The following is a 20,898-nucleotide window of genomic DNA, read 5'->3' as shown; positions in this document are numbered from 1 at the left end:
CGGAAATTGCGGGTCTAGCGGCGGAGTTCCACGACATTGACTAACTGGCCATACAGCCAGCGCACTACCGGATGTCCGGTCGTCGAAACAAGTTGTCAGGAGTGATATGCGCCCGCAGACATCCAGTTCCCCGGTCCAGAAATGGACGGGACGATCCGTCGACGTGCACCACCGCCGGTTGCGCGTGCTGGTGGTCGACGACAACACCAACGCCGCCGACGCAATGGCGGCCTACCTGTCATCGGAAAACATCGACTGCCGGGTCGCTTATGGCGGTGCAGAAGCCATTGCCGACGCCGTCGACAACAAGCCGCACGTGATCCTCATGGATATCTCGATGCCCGAGTGCAACGGCTTCCAGGCGTCGCTGACGATTCGCCGCGACGAGCGCACCAGCCACATCGCGATCCTTGCGCATACCGCGCTCGATGAGGCCGAGGTGCGCCGCCATCTGGCCGACTCGGAGTTCGACGGCTATTGCCAGAAAGGCCAGTCGCCCGAAAAACTGCTGGCGCTGATGGAGACTTTCCTGGTGTGAGGCGCGCAGCGGTCGTCGGTCGACGTCGATGCGTGCCTGAACGTCAAGGTGTGCCGTTGCGGCAGTAAAGGCGATAGGCGTCGCGTGCGGCGAGCCGGGTCATATAGGCGGTCACCGCTGGAAAATCCGCATGTTGCAGGGGCGTCTCCAGCCAGCGGTTGATCGACAGCGCAACGGGAATGTCCGCGAGCGAGAACGCCGGCCCCGCGATGTATGCGCCGGTTCGCGCGAGTTGCGACTCGACGATCGCCATGTGGCGCGTCCAGTTTTCGCAGGACGCCGCGATCTGCTGCGCGTCCCCGTGTGCCGGCGACTGCCGCACCAGCGCGAGAAACGCGTAACTCCACGAGCGGTTCAACTCACTCGCCTGCCAGTCGATCCATTGATCGCAGCGGAACCGCTGGGTGGGATCGACGGGATACAGCCACTCGCCGCGATACCGCCCGGCCAGATAACGGATGATCGAGTTCGACTCCCACAGCACGAACTCGCCGTCGCGTACGACGGGCACCATGGCGTTGGGATTCAGCGCAAGAAATTCGGGCGCCGCCGTGCTGCGAAAACCCGAGCCCCAGTCCTCCTGGTCGAAGGCGAGGCCGAGTTCCGCGCAGGTCCACAGCACTTTGCGCACGTTGATGGACGAGGTCTTACCGAGGATTTTTAGCATGGGGCGTAGCGTAACCATGACAGGCAGACACCGACAGAGACAGTTACGCCCCGTCGAACGAGGCCAGTGCGGCCTCGGGGCAGCGCGCGCGGCCCCACATAGCGCGCGCGACAGACATTGCCGAGCGTGATTTCTGCGTGATATCGTTGACCGCAACCAGAGGCGGCGCCCGCTGTCCTCTCCAGAGCAAACTACAGCAGTGAGCGTCGCCATGAGTGATGTACGCCATCATCTGAGTCCGCGTGACCGTCTGGATCTGTTGTGCTGGCTCACCTGCGGAAGTCTGGGTGCCTACTACCTGAACGAAGACTGGCCCGACGCCACGTTTCACGTGCAGGCCGCGCATAAATGGCTCGATCGCCGTTCGCGTGAAGCCGACTGGTTGAGCGTCGCGAGGTTGTCTGCGCTGGCACTGGAAATCGCGCGGCGTCACGCGGCCTTCGTCGAAACCGATTGGGCCCGCGATGCGGTCGAGGAAATTCTCGACACGGACGAGCTCGATCCGCAAGCGCGTCTGCTGCGGCAGGTGCTGGCAGACTGCGAAACGGCGCTGGCGGACAAACGCATCGCAGATTAAGAACATCGCCGGCCTGGCCAAGCAGGTTCAGCAAAAGCTCGACGCGAAGTCGAACAACGGCGGTTCGCCCTTCTGCCGCCGTTACTGCACATCCGTATCGCGCCGCTTGAACATGCGCGCGCTCGAGAGAATCACGAGCGCAATGGCCACGCTCAGAATGGCCGTCGCCTCGCGCCCGAGTCCGGCCGCCACGCCCACACCCGCACTCAACCACAGGCTCGCCGCCGTGGTCAGCCCACGCACTTCGCGATCCGCGCTGATCTTGATGATGGCGCCCGCGCCCAGAAAACCCACGCCCGACACGAGCCCTTGCAACACGCGGCTCATGTTGTCCTGCGAGAAGCCGCTTTGCAGCGGCACGACGACGAACAGCGCCGCGCCGACCGCCACCATCATGTGCGTGCGCATGCCTGCATCTCGCCGCGACATCTCCCGCTCGAAGCCGATAATGCCGCCGAGGATCAACGCGAGTCCCAGACGCATCAGGACTCGCGTGACGTCGGCCATGCTGCCGAGATCGGAGAATTCGGCTTTCGCCGTAACCCAGACGACTTCCCACACGTTCATCATTACAAATACCCGACGTTTTTTGCAAAACGCCAAGCATAGCGGGGGAAGCGGCCTCGCTGTCGAACAGAAGCGAAACAAAAAGCAACCGCGAATCGCCTAACGCGATCGGGCCGAAGCGTTGGGTTACTCCGTCGCGTGCGCGTGCAGCACGCCGGTTTGCATCGACCAGGCCATCCACGGGCGGCGCAGCGCGACGATCGCAATGAACGCACAGGCGGCCAGTGCGCCGAACGTCGCGAAGCCCATCTGATAGCTGCCGGTGCTTTCCTTCGCGATGCCCATCACGACCGGCAGATAGAAGCCGCCGATGCCGCCCGCCGCGCCGACGATGCCCGACATCAGCCCGGTGCGACCGGCCCAGCGATGCGGCACGAGCTGGAAAGTCGCGCCGTTACCCAGACCGAAGGCTACGTACATACACAACAGCAGAGCGATCCCACCCGCCATCGACGGCATGACGGCAGCGAACACGAAGTCGCACACCGAGATGATCGCAAGCAGGAACGTCAACGCGCGTACGCCGGAAATGCGGTCGGCCACCAGCCCGCCGAGCGGACGCACCATCGCACCGGTTGCCGCGAGCAAGGCCATGAAGAGGCCGGCATCGATCTTCGACAGTTGATAAAGATTGGTCAACAGCAAAGTCACGTACGACGACATGCCGACGAAACCACCGAAGGTGATGCTGTACACCAGCATGATCGCCCACGTATCGCGCTCGCCGAGCACCGAACGATAGTGCTTCGGCAACACGGCGATGGCCAGCAACGCGCCGATCACCGGCAACAGCAGCACGCCGGTTTTGCCGGAGCCGAACAGGCCGAACGAGACCAGCATCACCAGCACGATCAGGCCGACCAGCGTCACCGCGAAACTGCCGAACGCGCGCAGCACGCTGCCCGATTTGACGCCCGAGTCGTTGGCCCAGAAGTACAGCGTGATGGCCGCGATCGCCAGCAAGGGCAACGCGCCGCCGGCTGCCATCTGCCAGCCGTAGTGCGTGGCCAGTTGCGGAAACAGGAAGCCGTCGAGCACCGCGCCGATATTGCCGGCCGCGGCGAGTCCCAGCACCAGGCCCTGCACCTTCGGCGGATAGTTGCTGCCGGCCATCGGCAGCGCGACCGCGAAGCTCGCACCGCCGACGCCGAGGAATACGCCGAGCACCAGCAACAGGTTGTACGACGGCACCGACGACAGCAGCGGCAACACGATGGTCGGCACCGCGGACAGCAGTACGCCCATCAGCGCGATGCGCTTGCCATGCGCGGACTGATACAGATTACCGAGCGTCACGCGCAGAATCGCCGCCGACAGCACCGGCACCGCAACCAGCAAACCTTGCTGCGCCGGCGACATCGCAATGCTCTTGCTGATGAACGGCGCGAGCGGCCCGTACAGGACCCAGACCGTAAAGCCAGTGTCGAAATAGAGGAAACACGCCACCAGCGCGCGCCAGTCCCCACTCTTTAGGGAGCTCATCACGGTTTTCATCAGACATCCTCATAAAACGGGTTTTTTGTCGAGCCGGCCGGTGCGTGTCGCGCACCAAAGAACCGAAACGAAAGCGGTGTAAATAACCGGCCTGAAGATGCAACCTCCATGCCATTGCGGTACTGCGTGACTCCGAACTTCTGCGAACCTTGGGAACTCAGTAAACGTCGCGCACATAGCGCTTTTCCTGCGCGAGACGGGTCACGTAGTCGAGCGCCTTGTCCTCGCTCATGCCGCCGTGCTGCGCGACCACCTGCTTGAGCGTCGCGTCGACATCCTTCGCCATCCGGCTCGCGTCGCCACACACATAGACGTGCGCGCCTTCCTCGAGCCACGACCACAGTTGCGCGCCCTGCTCGCGCATCCGGTCCTGCACGTAGATCTTTTCGCTTTGATCGCGCGAGAAGGCGACATCCAGACGCGTCAGCACACCGCTGTCACGCAGACCTTCGAGTTCGTCGCGATAGTAGAAATCGGTGGCCGCATGCTGTTCGCCGAAGAACAGCCAGTTGCGGCCCGTGTCGCCGCGTGCACGGCGCTCGTGCAGGAAGCCGCGAAACGGTGCAACGCCGGTGCCGGGACCGACCATCACGATCGGCGTATCGCCGCTGTGCGGCGGCCGGAAATGCGCGGACTTCTGCACGAACACCGGCACGTTCGCCCCTTCCGCACGATCGGCGAGGAACGTCGACGACACGCCTTTGCGCTGACGCCGGCCGTTGCTGTAACGCACCGCCGACACCGTCAGATGCACTTCACCGGGATGCGCCTTCGGGCTCGATGCAATCGAATACAGACGCGGTTGCAAACGCTTGAGCAGCCCGGTCAGTTCGGCGGCGGTGAGACTCACGGGGAATTCGTGCAGCACGTCGGCGAGTTGCTGCCCCCACAACCATTGCTTGAGATCGGCGCGGCGCTCGGGCTTCAGCAACTCGCGCAACGCGCCGTCGCGGCTACGCGCGGCGATAAACGCGAGCGCGTCGGGGCTCGGCCGCGCGATCTCGTAGTGCCGCGTCAACGCATCGGCGAGACGCATCTCGCCCACGCCGCTCACGTGCACGCTGGTCTGCGCATTCGAACTGCTCAGTGCGATCAGTTCGTCCACCAGTTCGGGGCAATTGCTCGGCCACACGCCGAGCGCGTCACCCGCTTCGTATTCGATGCCGGAGCCTTGCGTGCTCAACGAGAAATAGCGCGTGTCTTTCGCGGCGCCGGGTTTGTTCAGGCGCAGGTTGCCGACCAGTTGCGAGGTGGCCGGCTGCATTTTGGTCGGCACCGTGCCCGGCACGACCGCGTTGATCATGCCGCCCGGAGGCACCGCATGCAACGCGGCGTCTTCTTCGTTGATGCGCACGATTACACGTTCGAGCCACGCGTCGGCGCTCTCCTGATACTCGCCGTCGCAATCGACGCGTTCCAGCAAACGCGACGCACCTCGTGCCGCGAACCGTTCGTCGAGCCGCCGGCCGTGGCCGCAGAACTGGTCGTAGTTGCGGTCGCCCAGCGCGAGCACCGCGAAGTGCACGCCGGCCAGATCCGGCGCTTCCGCGCTGTTCAGTTGCGTCCAGAAAGTCTGCGCGTTGTCGGGCGCGTCGCCATCGCCGAAAGTGCTCGACATCAGCAACACGTATTGCGCCTTGGCCAATGCCGACGCCGGATAGTCCGCCATACACGAGGTGCGGATTTCGAAGCCCGACTCCATCAGACGCGTGGCATAGCGCTCGGTCAGCGATTCGGCGTTACCGGTTTGCGACGCCCACAGCAGCGTGACCTTGGGACGCGCGCGCACGATGCGAACGCCTGCGTCCGCTGGCGCGTCGGCGAGTTTCTCCGCGGCAACGACGGGCGTCGTCGCGTTGCGGCTATATAGCCCGGCGAGTAAACCATCCACGTAAAGCCGACGCTTCGGATCGAACGGCGCAGCCAGCGGCAACGCGGGTACGCCGTCGAAACCCCGCACTTCGGCCGCACGTAAGCCACCGACGAAGCCCGCCAGATAAGTCTGTTCGGCCTCGCTGAATTCGGGCTCGGGCGTCGCCGGCAACTTCAGCAGACCGCTCAGTGCTTCGATACGCGACATATCTCTTTCCTCGACATCGGCGGGTGCGTCGCTGTCCCCGGCCGGCTCTGCCGCGAGCGGTTCGACCGGTACACGGCTCAGCGCGACCGCACAGAACTTCAATTCGGGCTGCTGCGAAACCGGATCGATCGCATCGCTCGTGACCGCGTTGATACACAGGTCGTCGCCGAACACATCGTTCCAGTGCATCGGCGCGAAGCAGTTGCCGGCGGCGACGCGTTCGCTGACGACAGCGGGCAGCACCGCGCGACCGCGACGCGAACGGACTTCGACCGGGTCTTTAGCCTTGATGCCGAGCGCCGCGGCGTCCTGCGGATGAATCTCGACGAACGGTCCCGGGTTCAGCTTGTTGAGCATCGCGACCTTGCCCGTCTTGGTCATCGTGTGCCATTGGTGTTGCAGGCGGCCCGTGTTCAGCACGAGCGGAAACTCACCGTCGGGCAATTCGGCGGGCGCCGCATAGGCCCGCGCGAAGAAACGGGCGCGGCCGGAAGCGGTCGGAAAAGTCAGCGCCGGTACACTGCCGTCGCCGGCCTGGCGCAGCGGCTGATTCACGCCGTCGTTGCGATAGCGCACGGGGTTTCTTTCGGCACCGTCGGGCGTGGCCAGCGGCCACTGCAACGGCGACTCCCTGAGCCGCCGATGACTCGCGCCGCGCAGGTCGTAACCCGTCTTCGGATTCGACGCACGGGTGATTTCGGTGAAGACCTCGTCGGCGCTCGCGTACGTGAACGCATCGGCAAAGCCCATTTCGCAGGCGACACGCGCGATGATCTGCCAGTCCGGCAACGCGGCGCCCGGCGGCTCGATGCCCTTTTGCATCAGCGTCAGGTTGCGCTCGGAGTTGATCATCACGCCTTCCGCTTCGGCCCAAAGCGCGCCCGGCAGCAGCACGTCCGCGTAACGGTTGGTCTCGGTGTCGAGAAACGCGTCCTGCGCGATTACGAGTGCCGCGCGTCGCAAACCGGCAATCGCGGCGCTGCGGTTCGGCACGCTCGCCACCGGATTCGTGCAGATAATCCAGCACGCCTTGATCTCGCCAGCGGCCATCCGCGCGAACATATCGACCGTGCCGGTGCCGACGTCGGTTCGCAGCGTGCCGCGCGCAATGCCCCACAAATCCTCGATGAACGCGCGGTCTTCGTCGACCAGCACCGAACGTTGTCCCGGCAAGCCGGGCCCCATGTAGCCCATTTCACGGCCGCCCATCGCGTTCGGCTGACCCGTCAGCGAAAACGGTCCGCTGCCGCGCCGGCAGATCTTGCCGGTCGCCAGATGCAGGTTGCAGATCGCGTTGGTGTGCCACGTGCCGTGCGTGCTCTGATTCAGGCCCATGGTCCAGCAGCTCATCCACTCGCCGGCGGCGCCGATCGTCTGCGCCACGCGACGGATGTCGTCGGCAGCGAGTCCGGTGATGCGCGCGACGTGTTCGGGCGTGTAGTCCGCGAGAAAAGCGGGCAACGCGTCCCAGCCTTCGGTGGCTTCGGCAATGAAAGCGGCATTCGTCTGGCCGTTCTCGTGCAGCAGATGCAGCAGGCCGTTGAGCAATGCGAGGTCGGTGCCGGGTTTGATCTGCAGGAACAGATCGGCCTTGTCCGCGGTGGTCGTGCGGCGCGGGTCTACCACGATCAGCTTCGCACCGGCCTTCACGCGATCCATCATGCGCAGATACAGAATCGGGTGACAGTCGGCCATATTCGCGCCGATCACGAAGAACAGGTCGGCGTGATCGATGTCTTCGTATGAACCCGGCGGGCCGTCCGCGCCGAGCGACAGCTTGTAGCCGCTGCCCGCGCTCGCCATGCAAAGACGTGAATTGGATTCGATGTTGTTGGTGCCGACAAAACCCTTCGCGAGCTTGTTGACGAGGTACTGCGCCTCGATCGACATCTGTCCGGACACGTAGAACGACAGCGCATCGGGTCCATGCTCGTCGAGCAGCGCACGCAGGCGCGCGGCGGTCGTGCCGATGGCCTGTGCGACCGGCAGCGGCGCCGGGTCCTGGCCGCGCGCATGCCGCACGAACGCGCCTTCGAGCCGTCCCGACTTGCGCAATGCGACGTGGGCCGACTGCCCCTTCGTGCAAAGGCGTCCGAAGTTGGCCGGATGCTCCTTGTCGCCGGAAATCTTCACGACCTGGCCGTCCTCGACGTGCAGCACCATTCCGCAGCCGACGCCGCAGTAGGGGCACACCGTTTTGACGTTAGCGGAGGACATGATGCCTGGAGGCCTGTCGAGTTTCGAAGAGTGCGCGCGCGTGCTAATGCCCGCTTAATGCCCGCTGTAAAGCCCGCTTAATGCCCGACCCACACCTGGCCGTCTTCGACCCGTGCGGCGAACGCACTGACCGAATACGCCGGGGTCTCGAGGCATTCGCCGGTGCGCAGATCGAAGTGATGCTTGTAGATCGGCGAGGCCACCACCAGCCGGTCGCCGAGACTGCCGATCAGCCCGCGCGACAGCACCGCGGCCTGCGAACCCGGATCGAAGTTGTCGATCGCATAGACCATGCTGGCCCCAGTGGAGGCGCTCCCGCTGTTCACATGAAAAACGGCGACCTGTTCGCCGTTCACGAGCGCACACACGCCCGTATTCGGAACGATGTCGTCGAGCGCGCAGATCGGCGTCCAGTGGGTCGGCAAGCGGTCATGGTTCATGGCGGGTCTCTGTGCGGAATGTGTAGGGAATGAACGGGCGCAAACGCGTCAGACGGTCTCGACGACGACGGGAATCGCCGCGAGCTTCGTTTGCCGCTCGGCGGGCGTCGCCGGGCGAATCTGTCCACGCTCTTCGACGAAGCTCACGTTGGCATCCGCCTCGCCGCTGTTGACGAAGTGACGGAAGCGTTTGCGCGTGTCGGGATCGGTGACCGCTTTCTTCCATTCGCATTCATAGGTGTCGACCACGTGCTGCATGTTCGACTCCAGTTCGGCAGCGATGCCGAGGCGGTCGTCGACCACGATCGACTTCAGATACGCAAGGCCGCCTTCGAGGTTTTCGCGCCAGACGCTGGTGCGTTGCAGACGGTCTGCGGTGCGCACGTAGAACATCAGGAAGCGGTCGATATAGCGCACCAGCGTGTCCTTATCGAGGTCGGACGCGAGCAGTTCCGCATGCCGCGGTTTCATGCCGCCATTGCCGCACACGTAGAGATTCCAGCCTTTCTCGGTCGCGATGATGCCGACGTCCTTGCCCTGCGCTTCCGCGCATTCGCGCGTGCAACCCGACACGCCGAACTTGATCTTGTGCGGCGTGCGCAGCCCCTTGTAACGGTTTTCGATTTCGACCGCGAGACCGACCGAATCGCCGACGCCATAGCGGCACCACGTCGAGCCCACGCACGACTTAACGGTGCGCAGCGATTTGCCGTACGCGTGCCCGGATTCGAAGCCGGCCGCGATCAGCTCTTCCCAGATGAACGGCAGTTGTTCGACGCGCGCGCCGAACAGATCGACCCGTTGCCCGCCGGTGATCTTCGTATAGAGCCCGTATTTCTTCGCGACCTGGCCGACTGCGATCAGGCCGTCGGGCGTGACTTCCCCGCCCGCCATGCGCGGGACGACCGAATACGTGCCGTCGCGCTGAATGTTGGCGAGGTAGTAGTCGTTGGTGTCCTGCAGCGACGCGTGCTCCTTCTTCAAGACGAACTCGTTCCAGCACGAAGCGAGAATGCTGGCCACCGTCGGCTTGCAGACATCGCAGCCGAGTCCGTGGCCGTGCTTAGTCAGCAACTCGCCGAAGCTGCGGATCGATTCGACGCGCACGAGGTGATACAACTCCTGGCGCGAATACGGAAAGTGTTCGCAGACATGGTTGTTCACGGCCATGCCCTGCTTCTTCATCTCGGCCTTCATCACCTGCGTGACGAGCGGCACGCAGCCGCCGCACGACGTGCCCGCGCCGGTCACACTCCTGAGCGCGCCGATGTCGGTCGCACCCGCGCAGACGGCGGCGCACAGCGTGCCTTTCGACACGTCGTTGCACGAGCAGATCTGCGCGGCCGCGGGCAAGGCCTCGACGCCGAGCGCCGGTTTCGCGTTGCCGTCGGAAGCCGGCAGAATCAAAAATTCCGGCGCCTCGGGCAATTCGATGCGGTTCAACATCATCTGCAAGAGCGTGCCGTATTCGCTCGCGTCGCCGACCATCACCGCGCCGAGCAGAAACTTGCCGCAGCCCGACACCACCAGCTTTTTGTAGACCTGTTTGCGTTCGTCGCTGAACTGATACGCGCGGCTGTCCGGCGTGACGCCGTGCGCATCGCCGATACTCGCGACATCGACGCCCATCAGCTTCAGCTTGGTGCTCATGTCGGCGCCGCCGAATTGCGCGGATTCGCCGAGCAACTGTTTCGCCACGGCTCTCGCCATTTCATAACCGGGCGCCACGAGTCCGAACAACTGTCCGCTCCACAGCGCGCATTCGCCGACCGCATAGATATGCTCGTCGCTCGTGCGGCAGGCGTCGTCGATCACGATGCCGCCGCGCGGCCCGAGCGTCAGACCGCTTGCACGCGCGAGGTCGTCGCGCGGACGGATGCCGGCCGAGAACACGATCATGTCGGTGTCGAGGTGACTGCCGTCGGCGAACTGCATGCGATGCGTGCCCGTCTCGCCATCGACGATTTCCGTGGTGTTCTTTTGCGTATGCACGGTGACGCCCAGTTCTTCGATCCGCGTACGCAACACGCGGCCACCGCCCTCGTCCACCTGAACCGCCATCAAACGCGGCGCGAATTCCACCACGTGCGTTTGCAGGCCCATGTCGCGCAACGCCTTCGCGCATTCCAGACCCAGCAGACCGCCGCCGACCACCGTGCCCGTCTTCGAGCGCGCGCCGCATTCGCGCATGGCTTCGAGATCGTCGATGGTCCGGTACACGAAGCAGTCGGCACGCTCACGTCCTGCTACGGGCGGCACGAACGGATACGATCCCGTCGCGAATACCAGCTTGTCGTAGGGCAGCGTTTCCCCCGTCGATACCGTGACGGTGCGCGCATCGCGATCGATCGCGACCGCTTTCGCATTCAGTTTGAGCAAGACGTTTTGCCGCTCGAAGAAACCCGGCGTGACCAGCGACAACTCGTCGGCCGTCTTGCCCGCAAAAAACTCGGACAGATGAACGCGGTCGTAGGCCGGCCGCGATTCCTCGCACAGCACGGTGATATCGAGTCCATGCGCGGCGTCTTGCGCGAGACACTCCACCAGCTTGTGGCCGACCATGCCGTGACCGATAACGATGATTTTCATGACCGCGGTTTCCTCAATACGTTGTGCTGGGCGGGGATCGCCGTGAAGCGAACGCGCAAAAAAAATGGCGTCCCGCGAACCCAGTCGATGACTGGATTCGGGGGACGCCATTGTCCTGACCGGTATTGCAGCGCGTGCTTTGTGTTGCACCCGCGCCGGATCCACGTTGATCCGATGGCAAGGCTCAATGCAAAGGCCATGCCAATCGTGCCGGATTGCCGCGAGACGGCAGCGGCGCGTGGCTTTGGGTGACTTCGACGCGTTTTTCTTCATACATCGACGCCGACGCGTTTTGATGCACGCAGGCACCCGGCTGGTGCGATGCAGCACTGCACACGTGCGTCGCAAGGGCACCCATGCGCTCGCGCGTGATGACCGCTTCAGCGCCGAAGCCCGCACTGCGATGCAGCTTCGGATTGATCGCGGCTCGCGATGGCGCAGTCCTTGCATCAGGAAACCGCAGCGTCCCTCCGGCAACGAAGCCGGAACGGTTCGGGACCCCGCGTTTTACCACGGACAACGGCGTCCGCTCGTGATGATCACGAGCGGACGCTTTTTTTTGGCCCGCACACGCAGCATCGACGATTGCGCCGCGCGCCACACCCGCAATTCAGGAACACCGCGATGACACTCTCAACCTGCTCCACCCACGCCGGCAAAGTCACTTTGCTGAGCGCAGGTCCCGGCGATCTCGATCTGCTGACGCTGCGCGCCGCGAAAACGCTGGCGCTCGCCGACGTCGTGCTGCTCGACGATCTCGCCAATCCCGAGATCGCGACGCTCGCGCCGCAAGCCCGCGTGATTCGCGTCGGCAAACGCGGCGGCTGCCGCTCGACGCCGCAGGCGTTCATCGAGCGGCTGATGCAGCACTATGCGCTCAAAGGTCTGCACGTGGTGCGGGTGAAAGGCGGAGAAGCGCTGCTGTTCGGTCGCGCAGGCGAAGAACTGGCGGCATTACGGCGTGCCGGGATCACGGTCGATATCGTCAACGGGATTTCATCGGGCTTCGCCGCCGCAGCGGGACTCGGCATCTCACTCACGCATCGGCGTCATTGCCACGGCGTGAGCTTCGTCACCGCGCATACCGAAGATCATGGCGAGCCCGATTGGGCCGCGCTCGCCGCTACTCGCATGACGCTGGCGATTTACATGGGCATGCGCCGCATCGACAGTCTCGCAGCCGAATTGCTAAAGAGCTTGCCGGCGGATACGCCCGCGGCTGTCGTGCAATGGGCAGGTGGGCAACAGGAGCGGCGCCTTGTAACCCGCCTCGATCGGCTCGCACAGCACGCAGCCGAGGCCGGCTTCGGGAGTCCGGCCGTCATTCTGGTCGGCGACGCGATCGGCGAAAGTATGGAAAGTCTGTATGGGGAAAGTCAGTCGTCTTGCGACGCAATCGCTAAAGCGGGATTGCCGCAAGAAGAAGCCATCGCGCACGCTGCATGACGACGGCGGCGGCGGCGACGGCGGGGGCACCGCCGCCTCTCAAATCCCGATCGGCAATTTCGCGACGAAACAGGTGCCCTCTTCTTCGGAGGACCTGACGTCGAGCGTGCCGCCATGCGCAGACACGATCTGTTTGCAGATATAGAGGCCGAGCCCCAGCCCGCCGCCCGGTTTGCTGCTGGCCGGCCGCCAGTAAGGCTCGAATACGCGGCTCAGGGTTTCCGGCTGGATTACGTTGCCGCCGTTGGTCACGCTCAGCACGATCTGCGCGTCGACGACCCGCGCCTGCACGCGGATCGGCAGCACTTCGGAGCCGTGCGTAACCGCGTTGCCGAGCAGATTCGACACTAGCTGTTGCACACGGGTGCGGTCGCAGCGCACCGGCATGGGCAAGTCGATATCGTCGGCGAGCACCCGTTCGGGGTTTGCCTCGCGCACTTCGGCCACCACCACGCGCAGCGCCGTCGCGAGATCGTCGACCTGTTCGATCGACACGCCGATGCCCGAGCCCAGCCGCCCACGCGCGAAATCCATCACGTCGTCGATCAGGCGCGCCATCCGCAGGCTGGTGGATTTCAGCCGCTGGCCGATTTTCACGATGTCGGGTTCGCTCTTGCGCAGCGCCAGCAATTCGGCGGTAGCCATGACTGCGGAAAGCGGATTGCGCAGATCGTGCCCCAGTACGGCGATGAACTGTTCGCGCAGACTCGAATTCTCCCGCTCGCTCGAAAGCGCGGTTTCGGCCGCCATTTGCCGGCCCTCGGTAGCGAGCTGAATGGCGATCAGATCAGCAAATACCTCGAACATGCCCAAGGTGCGCTGATTCGACAATTGAGCCGGATGTGCATCGATCGCGCAGAGATTACCGAAATAGCTCCCGTCCGGAAGCACGATGGGCACGGAAATATAGCTGCCGAGGTTGTAGATACGGGAAGTGTGATGCCCGTTGTAGACCGGGTCCTGAGCGAAATCGTCGATGACGATGGTGGCGCGCGCGTTGCGCGATTCGAAACAGAGCGTGGTTTGCAGGTCCAGCTGACCACCCACGCCGAGCCCGAAATTGACTTCGTCCTGCACCGCGCAGGCCGTCCAGTCGCAGTCCGTAACGCGCGCGACCGCCGCGAAGCCCATGCCTGTGTTCTTGCAGATGAGCCGCAGGATCGACGGCACGGCGTCGATTCGCCTCACCGCTTCGAGGTCGCGAGCGAGATTCGGATCTAGGGGCGGCAGGTTTTCGGGTGAATTTTGGGTCATGAAAAAATGGTGCCAGATACAGACGATATCCAGCATGCAACACCAGAAATTAACGAAACGCGGGCCGGAATCGTCCGGTGTCGCGCCCCAGATTCTAGCGGGACTTCAAATTGCTGGGTTCCAGACAACACAAACTGGGGTTTCCGGATGTTGACACACGACACTGCACGACTGCTGATCGCCGATGACGATCCCAACCTGCTGGCAGCCTACGTTCTGTTTTTCAGCTCGCACGGTTTCGATATCCGTACCGCGCGCAACGGCCTCGACGCTCTCGCCCAATATTGCGAGTGGCACCCGGACGCCGCGCTGCTCGATGTCGAGATGCCGCGGCTGGACGGCCGGGCGGTGGCGCGCCGGATTCGCTACGTCGACAATGTTCCGGCCCCGACGCTCGTCGCGGTTACCGGGCTCGCCCGCGACGAGGAGAAAACCGAATCGCTGCGCTCCGGGTTCAATCATCACTTCGTCAAACCGGTGCCGATGCCGCTGATTCTGGCGGCGCTCACCGGCGGCAGCCGTCATTAATCGTGTCAGGCCCATCGCGCTCGACAGCCGTGTGCGCCTGACCGGCCAGTGCCTACGAGCGTTCGGATCAATCGCCGAAACCCAGTTCGGCGTCTGCGTTCTGACCGACCCGCAGCCACGCGCCCGCGCCGCGCGCGATCAGCGCATTGTTGCCGAAGGTCACCGCACCGTCGCGTTGGGCATTGGCCCGGTAGACGCTCAACGTGTCGGTCGGCTCGTTGGGCCATGCGGGATCGGGTGCGCCTTTGGCCTGATCAACGGTCGGCATCGGGCAGCGCGCGCATAGTTTGACGAAACTCAGTTGCACGTTGCTAGCCGGATCCGCTGAATCTGCGTTCACGGTGAGCGTTTCCACATAGTCTTCCTCGTACGCGTCGATCCCGGTCAACACGATATTCGGACGGAACCGGTTCATCGGAATCGACGGCGCGCCTTTGGCGTTCAGCCGAACGTTCAGATCGTCGAGCGACGCCTGACCGATGACCAGTAGTGGAAACCCGTCCGCAAACATTGTCGTGGCGCCGCCATGGTCGGCGGTGTAGTCGGGGTCGACCGTGCGCTCATGTCGCGGGTCGAAGCGCAGCAAACGCGCCGGTATGCCCAGAAATTCCGAAAACCAGGCGGCCGTCGTTTCGCCGGTGTCGAGGCCGACCGCGGCGTCGCGCCAGACTGTCGTATGCACTTGCGCCGGGGCCATTGCGGCGTCTGCTGCCAGGCCCAGTTCGGCGGCATCGAGCGGCGTGCGCAATTCGCTCATGCCGGGCGCGCGAATCAGCAAGTCCCGCGCGCCGATTTCCACCTCGATCAGCGCAAGACGCGGATAAGCGCGTTGCGTGAGCATTGCGCCGCTCAGGTCGGTGGCCATCCAGCCGCGGTCGTATTCGAGACCGGTGGCGAGCAGGCGCGCTGCGTCGAGCGCAATGCCCGCGCAGGATTTGATTGGATAGACGAAAAGCTCGCTGATAGTCGGCATGGTGTGGGGCGTGAGTTTTCTAAAAATCTTTTCCGGCGAGGCTCGATTGTAAGATGCCCACGCATCCAGTTGCAGCGTGCCGCACGGGGCAATGCGCGGTGGCTTACTCCCATCCCTCCAGACGCAGGGTCGCACGCACCAACCGCTGCTCTTCCTGCTCGATTTCCCGCAGATTCGCGCACACGCTGTCGATATGCTCGGCGGCGGCCTTTCGCGCCTGCTCGGGCAGCTTGCCGGTGACCGCGTTATACAGCCGCGCATGCTGACGGTCGATCACTCGCTTTTGCGGCGCGCGATGGTACAGATTGTTCACCGACGCGAACACCGAACTCAGGAGCAGATCGGTCAGCGAACTCAGCGTATGGACCAGCACCGGGTTATGCGACGCCTCGCAAATCGCGAGATGGAACGCGTGATCGAGCCGCGCATGAGTCGCGGCGCTGGTCGCCTCGCCCTGCGCCGCGAGCATTTCCTCGTAGCGGCGGGTAATCAGCACGAAGTCGGCGGGCGTACCGCGCAGCGCCGCGAGCCGCGCCGATTCGGCCTCCAGCAAACCGCGCACTTCGAACAGGTCGTACAGCGTGCGCGGCTGCGAACCGAGCAGATGCATCATCGGCGTGAGCGCGGGCGCTCCTGTGAGGCTTGCAACGAACGAGCCCCGCCCATGCGAGGTTTCGATGATGCCGCGCGCGCGTAGCAACTTGAGCCCTTCGCGCAATGCCGTGCGCGACACGCCGAGCTTGTCGGTCAGGCGTCGTTCGGATGGCAGCGCCTGGCCGGTTTTGAGGACGCCGTCGACGATCAGGCGTTCGATGCGCTCCGCGACCACGTCGGCGACCTGCCGGGGCGTGTCGATATCCGCTGTCTGCATGGGAAATTCCACTGGTATGACCACTGGCGGATGCTATCACGCGATCGGCTCAAAAACGCTGAATGTGCCCGCGCTGCAAGCGATTTCACCCGGTTTCGCATCTCGTCCATCATTCATAAACTGGTACGACCACTAGACCGGAGGCTCGACACGAGCCGCCATCAGCCGCAACAATCGCCGTTGAGACACGCTCGCGCGCCCGTGCCCCACGGGCAGATAACATCCAAAGTCAGCGCGGCGTCTGGAGACGAGCCCATGAGCTACCAGTACGACGAAAGCGTCGACGGCCCGATTGCCACGCACGACAAAGCCACCGTCGTCGCGCAATTACGCGCCGCCATCCCCGAGTTGCAACTCCTGCACGAACGCGAAGCGCTGCGCCCATTCGAATGCGATGGCCTCGCCGCCTATCGCACCACGCCGATGCTCGTCGCACTGCCCGATCACGTCGACCAGGTCGTGGCCTTGCTGAAATTTGCGCACGCCCGCCGGATTCCGGTCGTCGCGCGCGGCGCCGGCACCGGTTTGTCCGGCGGCGCGCTGCCGCTCGAAAAAGGCATTCTGCTGGTGATGGCGCGCTTTAACCGCATTCTCGACGTCGACCCCGAAGCGTGCATCGCGCGCGTGCAACCGGGCGTACGCAACCTCGCGATCTCTCAGGCCGCGGCGCCGCACGGCCTCTACTACGCGCCCGATCCGTCCTCGCAGATCGCCTGCTCGATCGGCGGCAACGTCGCGGAAAACGCCGGCGGCGTGCATTGCCTCAAATACGGTCTGACCGTTCACAACATTCTCAAGCTCGAGATCGTCACCATCGATGGCGAGCGCATCACGCTCGGCTCGGACGCGCTCGATGCGCCCGGCTTCGATTACCTCGCGCTTTTCACCGGCTCCGAGGGCATGCTCGGCATCGTGACCGAAGTCACCGTGAAGCTGCTGACGCGGCCGCAAAGCGCGAAGGTGCTGCTCGCCAGTTTCGACGACATCGAAAAAGCCGGCGCGGCAGTCGCGCAGATCATCGGCGCGGGCGTGATACCGGGCGGCCTCGAAATGATGGACAACCTCGCCATCCGCGCCGCCGAAGACTTCATCCACGCCGGCTACCCGGTCGATGCCGAAGCGATTCTGCTCTGCGAAGTCGACGGCGCTGAGAGCGATGTTCACGAAGACGTGGCGCGCGTCGACGCGCTGCTGCGCGCGGCCGGCGCTACCGATATCCGGCTCGCGAAAGACGAAGCCGAGCGGCAGCGTTTCTGGGCCGGCCGCAAGAACGCGTTTCCCGCGGTCGGCCGCGTATCGCCCGATTACTACTGCATGGACGGCACGATTCCGCGTCGCGAATTGCCGCGCGTGCTCAAGGGCATCGAAGCGCTGTCGAACGAATACGGCCTGAAAGTGGCCAACGTCTTTCACGCCGGCGACGGCAACATGCATCCGCTGATCCTGTTCGATGCGAACGCAACCGGTGAAACCGAACGCGCCGAAGCACTCGGCGCGAAGATTCTCGAACTGTGCGTCGCGGTCGGCGGCAGCATCACCGGCGAACACGGCGTGGGCCGCGAGAAGATCAACCAGATGTGCGCGCAATTCAACGGCGACGAGCTGAGCTTTTTCCATGCGCTCAAAGCCGCCTTCGACCCGGACGGCCTGCTCAATCCCGGCAAAAACGTCCCCACCCTGCACCGCTGCGCCGAATTCGGGTCGATGCACGTGCATCACGGCGCGTTGCCGTTTCCCGAACTGGAGCGTTTTTAATGCGTATCGAACCGGTCTCGATGGACGACAGCGCCCGTCTCGTCGACGAAGTGTCGCAGGCGTTGGCCAACCACACCCCGCTTTCGATCCGCGGTGGCAATAGCAAGGCCTTTCTCGGCCGTCTTGTGCACGGCACGCCGCTCGATACGCGTTCGCATCGCGGCGTGGTGAGCTACGACCCGACCGAACTCGTCATCACCGCGCGCGCCGGCACGCCGCTCGCCGAACTGAACGCCACGCTCGACGCCGCCGGGCAGATGCTGCCGTGCGAGCCGCCGTCGTTCGGCACGAGCGGCGAGCCTGGCAGCGGCAACGCCACCGTCGGCGGCATGGTGGCCGCGGGTCTCGCCGGCCCGCGCCGGCCCTGGTCCGGCTCGGTGCGCGACTTCGTGCTCGGTTGCCGGTTGATCAGCGGCGAGGCGAAACATCTGCGCTTCGGCGGCGAAGTGATGAAGAACGTCGCGGGCTACGACGTCTCGCGTCTGCTGGCCGGCAGCTTCGGCTGTCTGGGGCTGATCACCGAGGTTTCGCTGAAAGTGCTGCCCAGGCCGCGCGCGAGCCACAGTCTCGCGCTGGAACTCGACGCGAGTGAAGCGCTGCGCGAGTTGTCCGCGTGGCGGCGCGCGGTGCTGCCGGTGAGCGCCGCCTGTCATATCGACGGCCGCCTGCATGTGCGGCTCGAAGGTGGTGAGGGATCGGTGGCGTCCGCGAAAGACCGGATCGGCGGCACGCCACTCGATCCGCGCTTCTGGGACGATCTGCGCGATCATCGGCTGGCGTTTTTCGACGACCCGCGTCCGCTCTGGCGGCTGTCGTTGCCGAACGCGTCGCCGCTCGTCGCACTGCCCGGCGATTGCCTGCTCGACTGGGCCGGCGCGCAACGCTGGCTGAAAAGCGATGCGCCCGCCGCCACGCTCAGGCAGATCGCGCACGCCGCGGGCGGTCATGCCACGTGCTATGGCGTGGGTGCAGGTTCGAGCAGTCAGTCCGGGCCCAACCACGAACCCTTCACCCCACTGCCCGCGCCGCTGCTGCGTTTCCACCGGCAACTCAAACAGCAACTCGACCCGCACGGCCTCTTCAACCCCGGCCGTCTGTACGCGGACCTGTGAAGTCTCGAAGGCGAAACCCATCATGCAAACCAATCTCAGCGACGCCGCCAAAACCCTGTCGCGCGCCGACGAAGCCGAGCAGATCCTGCGCTCCTGCGTGCACTGCGGCTTCTGCAATGCGACCTGCCCGACATATCAGTTGCTCGGCAACGAACTCGACGGTCCGCGCGGGCGCATCTATCTGATCAAGCAGATGCTGGAAGGCGAACCGGTCACGCAGACAACCCAGTTGCACCTCGACCGCTGCCTCAGTTGCCGCAACTGTGAAACCACCTGTCCGTCGGGTGTCACCTATCACGCGCTGCTCGACATCGGCCGCGCGGAGCTCGAAAAGCGGATCGGGCGGCCCGCGTCGGCGCGTCTTTTGCGCGAGGGTTTGCGCCGCGTGATCCCGCATCCGGCGGTGTTCGACGCGCTCCTGAAAACCGGCCGCGCGATGCGACCGTTTCTTCCGGCCGCGCTTGGACGTAAAATCCCCCGGCGGAGTGCCAGCCCGAAGCCACGGCCGGCGCCGCGGCATCCGCGCAAAATGCTGATGCTGGAAGGCTGCGTGCAACCCGCGCTGTCACCGAACACCAACGCGGCCGCCGCCCGCGTGCTCGACCGGCTCGGCATCAGTATCGTCAATGCGAAGCAGGCTGGCTGTTGCGGGGCGACCGATTATCATCTGAATGCGCAGGAGACTGGCCTCGCGCGCGCACGCCGCAATATCGACGCGTGGTGGCCCGCCATCGAAGCCGGCGCCGAAGCCATCGTGCAAACGGCGAGCGGCTGCGGCGCATTCGTGAAGGAATATGGGCATCTGTTGCGCGACGACCCGCACTATGCGTCAAAAGCGCAGCGGGTTAGCAGGCTGGCCCGAGATCTCGTCGAGGTGCTGAACGCGGAACCTCTCGACGCGTTGCGGTCGAACCCGCAGTCGAGTGAAGAGACCGCTACGGCTCCCCGCAAGATCGCGTTTCATTGCCCGTGTACCCTGCAGCATGCGCAGAAACTGGGCGGCGCGGTCGAGTCGGTGTTGCAGAAGCTCGGCTTCGATCTCACCGCGGTGCCCGATGCGCATTTGTGCTGCGGCTCGGCCGGGACGTATTCGATCACCCAACCCGAGCTTGCGCAGACCTTACGCAGCAACAGGCTCGATGCGCTGGAAAGCGGCAGGCCGGAACTGATCGTCACGGCCAACATCGGTTGTCAGACTCATCTGGACAGCGCCGGCCGCACGCCGGTGAGTCACTGGATTGAACTTGTAGAAGCATCCCTACCATAAACGAAACAGGAAATTCATTATGCTCAGCAAACCCGTCTTGACCGTCGCCGAAACCACCAGGATCCTCGAAGCCGCCCGCGCGGAAGCCGACAAGAACCAGTGGGCCGTTGCGATCGTGGTAACGGACGACGGCGGCCATCCGCTCGGCTTGCTGCGTCTGGACGGCAGCGCGCCGGCCAGCTCCTACATCGCGACGGAAAAAGCCCGCACTGCCGCGCTCGGCCGCCGCGAGACCAAGCTGTACGAAGACATGATCAACAACGGCCGCACGGCATTCCTGAGCGCGCCGCTGCAAGGCACGCTGGAAGGCGGCGTGCCGGTGATCGTCGACGGCCAGGTGGTCGGCGCCGTTGGCGTGTCGGGCGTGAAGGCGGATCAGGACGCGCAGATCGCCAGGGCGGGTATCCAGGCCATCGCCTAAACGCAGGTTGACGGCAGACCGACAGCGCTTCGGTCATTCGAAGCGACGACAATAACGAAGCAAACACGGACCGTCGCCCCCTCGGCGGTTCGACCTATCAGA

Annotated in this window: 18 protein-coding genes; 9 read left to right on the top strand and 9 right to left on the bottom strand. The window is 64.4% G+C overall.

What is annotated here, in order from left to right; genetic code table 11:
• Positions 1-184 precede the first annotated feature (184 nt).
• Positions 185-538, top strand: a complete 354-nt coding sequence (locus FQ746_RS05270) for a response regulator (RefSeq protein ID WP_260853898.1) — start codon at positions 185-187, stop codon at positions 536-538.
• Between the two features lie 43 nt (positions 539-581).
• Here the strand turns inward: FQ746_RS05270 and FQ746_RS05265 are convergent, their stop codons facing one another.
• Positions 582-1,205, bottom strand: coding sequence for a glutathione S-transferase family protein (locus tag FQ746_RS05265; RefSeq protein WP_144107868.1), 624 nt, complete (start codon positions 1,203-1,205; stop codon positions 582-584).
• Positions 1,206-1,416: 211 nt separating this feature from the next.
• On the opposite strand from FQ746_RS05265, the gene FQ746_RS05260 reads away from it, so the two are divergent.
• On the top strand, positions 1,417-1,782 hold the full coding sequence (locus tag FQ746_RS05260; protein WP_144107867.1) for a hypothetical protein: 366 nt from the start codon (positions 1,417-1,419) through the stop codon (positions 1,780-1,782).
• 81 nt (positions 1,783-1,863) lie between these two features.
• Here the strand turns inward: FQ746_RS05260 and FQ746_RS05255 are convergent, their stop codons facing one another.
• The 5 genes from FQ746_RS05255 to nirB form a co-directional block, all read right to left on the bottom strand.
• Positions 1,864-2,352: an MgtC/SapB family protein gene (locus tag FQ746_RS05255; RefSeq protein WP_144107866.1), complete on the bottom strand. Its 489-nt coding sequence runs from the start codon at positions 2,350-2,352 to the stop codon at positions 1,864-1,866.
• A gap of 123 nt (positions 2,353-2,475) precedes the next feature.
• Positions 2,476-3,843: an MFS transporter gene (locus tag FQ746_RS05250; protein WP_144107865.1), complete on the bottom strand. Its 1,368-nt coding sequence runs from the start codon at positions 3,841-3,843 to the stop codon at positions 2,476-2,478.
• 157 nt (positions 3,844-4,000) lie between these two features.
• A complete protein-coding gene (locus FQ746_RS05245; protein WP_144107864.1) occupies positions 4,001-8,140 on the bottom strand; it encodes a sulfite reductase subunit alpha in 4,140 nt (1,379 codons plus the stop codon).
• A 77-nt stretch (positions 8,141-8,217) separates the two neighbouring features.
• Entirely contained in the window at positions 8,218-8,580 is a 363-nt protein-coding gene (nirD, locus tag FQ746_RS05240) for a nitrite reductase small subunit NirD (protein ID WP_144107863.1), read from the bottom strand.
• A 48-nt stretch (positions 8,581-8,628) separates the two neighbouring features.
• Positions 8,629-11,169, bottom strand: a complete 2,541-nt coding sequence (gene nirB / locus FQ746_RS05235; protein WP_144107862.1) for a nitrite reductase large subunit NirB — start codon at positions 11,167-11,169, stop codon at positions 8,629-8,631.
• Between the two features lie 238 nt (positions 11,170-11,407).
• On the opposite strand from nirB, the gene FQ746_RS34705 reads away from it, so the two are divergent.
• Together FQ746_RS34705 and cobA are read left to right on the top strand one after the other, a co-directional pair.
• Positions 11,408-11,797: a hypothetical protein gene (locus tag FQ746_RS34705; RefSeq protein ID WP_186310646.1), complete on the top strand. Its 390-nt coding sequence runs from the start codon at positions 11,408-11,410 to the stop codon at positions 11,795-11,797.
• Positions 11,794-12,615, top strand: a complete 822-nt coding sequence (gene cobA / locus FQ746_RS05230) for a uroporphyrinogen-III C-methyltransferase (protein ID WP_144107861.1) — start codon at positions 11,794-11,796, stop codon at positions 12,613-12,615. Before FQ746_RS34705 ends, cobA begins: the two co-directional genes overlap by 4 nt.
• A 39-nt stretch (positions 12,616-12,654) precedes the next feature.
• On the opposite strand, the gene FQ746_RS05225 is transcribed toward cobA, so the two are convergent.
• Positions 12,655-13,869 carry a GAF domain-containing sensor histidine kinase gene (locus FQ746_RS05225; RefSeq protein WP_144107860.1) on the bottom strand — a complete coding sequence of 405 codons (1,215 nt, stop codon included), beginning with the start codon at positions 13,867-13,869 and terminating at the stop codon, positions 12,655-12,657.
• A gap of 147 nt (positions 13,870-14,016) precedes the next feature.
• On the opposite strand from FQ746_RS05225, the gene FQ746_RS05220 reads away from it, so the two are divergent.
• Positions 14,017-14,397 carry a response regulator gene (locus FQ746_RS05220; protein WP_144107859.1) on the top strand — a complete coding sequence of 127 codons (381 nt, stop codon included), beginning with the start codon at positions 14,017-14,019 and terminating at the stop codon, positions 14,395-14,397.
• Between the two features lie 67 nt (positions 14,398-14,464).
• On the opposite strand, the gene FQ746_RS05215 is transcribed toward FQ746_RS05220, so the two are convergent.
• Positions 14,465-15,370: an MOSC domain-containing protein gene (locus tag FQ746_RS05215; protein ID WP_144107858.1), complete on the bottom strand. Its 906-nt coding sequence runs from the start codon at positions 15,368-15,370 to the stop codon at positions 14,465-14,467.
• Between the two features lie 103 nt (positions 15,371-15,473).
• Positions 15,474-16,241 (bottom strand): transcriptional regulator GlcC, encoded by a 768-nt coding sequence (gene glcC / locus FQ746_RS05210; protein WP_144107857.1) that lies wholly within the window; start codon positions 16,239-16,241, stop codon positions 15,474-15,476.
• Positions 16,242-16,496: 255 nt separating this feature from the next.
• Here glcC and glcD point away from each other — a divergent pair, with 255 nt between their 5' ends.
• From glcD to FQ746_RS05190, 4 genes are read left to right on the top strand one after another with little or no spacing between them, the layout of a single operon-like run.
• On the top strand, positions 16,497-17,996 hold the full coding sequence (gene glcD / locus FQ746_RS05205; protein WP_144107856.1) for a glycolate oxidase subunit GlcD: 1,500 nt from the start codon (positions 16,497-16,499) through the stop codon (positions 17,994-17,996).
• A complete protein-coding gene (gene glcE / locus FQ746_RS05200; RefSeq protein ID WP_144107855.1) occupies positions 17,996-19,108 on the top strand; it encodes a glycolate oxidase subunit GlcE in 1,113 nt (370 codons plus the stop codon). The genes glcD and glcE overlap by 1 nt, the downstream gene beginning before the upstream one ends.
• A 22-nt stretch (positions 19,109-19,130) precedes the next feature.
• Complete coding sequence (glcF, locus tag FQ746_RS05195; RefSeq protein WP_144107854.1) at positions 19,131-20,375, top strand: glycolate oxidase subunit GlcF; 1,245 nt, start codon at positions 19,131-19,133, stop codon at positions 20,373-20,375.
• A gap of 19 nt (positions 20,376-20,394) precedes the next feature.
• Entirely contained in the window at positions 20,395-20,796 is a 402-nt protein-coding gene (locus FQ746_RS05190; RefSeq protein ID WP_144107853.1) for a heme-binding protein, read from the top strand.
• Positions 20,797-20,898 lie beyond the last annotated feature (102 nt).

The sequence above is a fragment of the Paraburkholderia sp. BCC1886 genome (genome assembly GCF_900996245.1).
In the GTDB taxonomy this organism is placed as follows: domain Bacteria; phylum Pseudomonadota; class Gammaproteobacteria; order Burkholderiales; family Burkholderiaceae; genus Paraburkholderia.
The sequence above is the reverse complement of the archived record's forward strand: the minus strand, read 5'-3'. Positions and strand labels throughout refer to the sequence as shown.

Coding starts and splice junctions, on each gene's coding strand:
- glcD (WP_144107856.1), top strand. CDS start 16,497: ATGAGCTACCAGTACGACGAAAGCGTCGACGGCCCGATTGCCACGCAC.
- glcC (WP_144107857.1), bottom strand. CDS start 16,241: ATGCAGACAGCGGATATCGACACGCCCCGGCAGGTCGCCGACGTGGTC.
- nirD (WP_144107863.1), bottom strand. CDS start 8,580: ATGAACCATGACCGCTTGCCGACCCACTGGACGCCGATCTGCGCGCTC.
- FQ746_RS05220 (WP_144107859.1), top strand. CDS start 14,017: ATGTTGACACACGACACTGCACGACTGCTGATCGCCGATGACGATCCC.
- FQ746_RS05245 (WP_144107864.1), bottom strand. CDS start 8,140: ATGTCCTCCGCTAACGTCAAAACGGTGTGCCCCTACTGCGGCGTCGGC.
- FQ746_RS05260 (WP_144107867.1), top strand. CDS start 1,417: ATGAGTGATGTACGCCATCATCTGAGTCCGCGTGACCGTCTGGATCTG.
- FQ746_RS05250 (WP_144107865.1), bottom strand. CDS start 3,843: ATGAAAACCGTGATGAGCTCCCTAAAGAGTGGGGACTGGCGCGCGCTG.
- glcE (WP_144107855.1), top strand. CDS start 17,996: ATGCGTATCGAACCGGTCTCGATGGACGACAGCGCCCGTCTCGTCGAC.
- FQ746_RS05215 (WP_144107858.1), bottom strand. CDS start 15,370: ATGCCGACTATCAGCGAGCTTTTCGTCTATCCAATCAAATCCTGCGCG.
- FQ746_RS05265 (WP_144107868.1), bottom strand. CDS start 1,205: ATGCTAAAAATCCTCGGTAAGACCTCGTCCATCAACGTGCGCAAAGTG.
- FQ746_RS05190 (WP_144107853.1), top strand. CDS start 20,395: ATGCTCAGCAAACCCGTCTTGACCGTCGCCGAAACCACCAGGATCCTC.
- cobA (WP_144107861.1), top strand. CDS start 11,794: ATGACACTCTCAACCTGCTCCACCCACGCCGGCAAAGTCACTTTGCTG.
- FQ746_RS05225 (WP_144107860.1), bottom strand. CDS start 13,869: ATGACCCAAAATTCACCCGAAAACCTGCCGCCCCTAGATCCGAATCTC.
- FQ746_RS05255 (WP_144107866.1), bottom strand. CDS start 2,352: ATGATGAACGTGTGGGAAGTCGTCTGGGTTACGGCGAAAGCCGAATTC.
- nirB (WP_144107862.1), bottom strand. CDS start 11,169: ATGAAAATCATCGTTATCGGTCACGGCATGGTCGGCCACAAGCTGGTG.
- glcF (WP_144107854.1), top strand. CDS start 19,131: ATGCAAACCAATCTCAGCGACGCCGCCAAAACCCTGTCGCGCGCCGAC.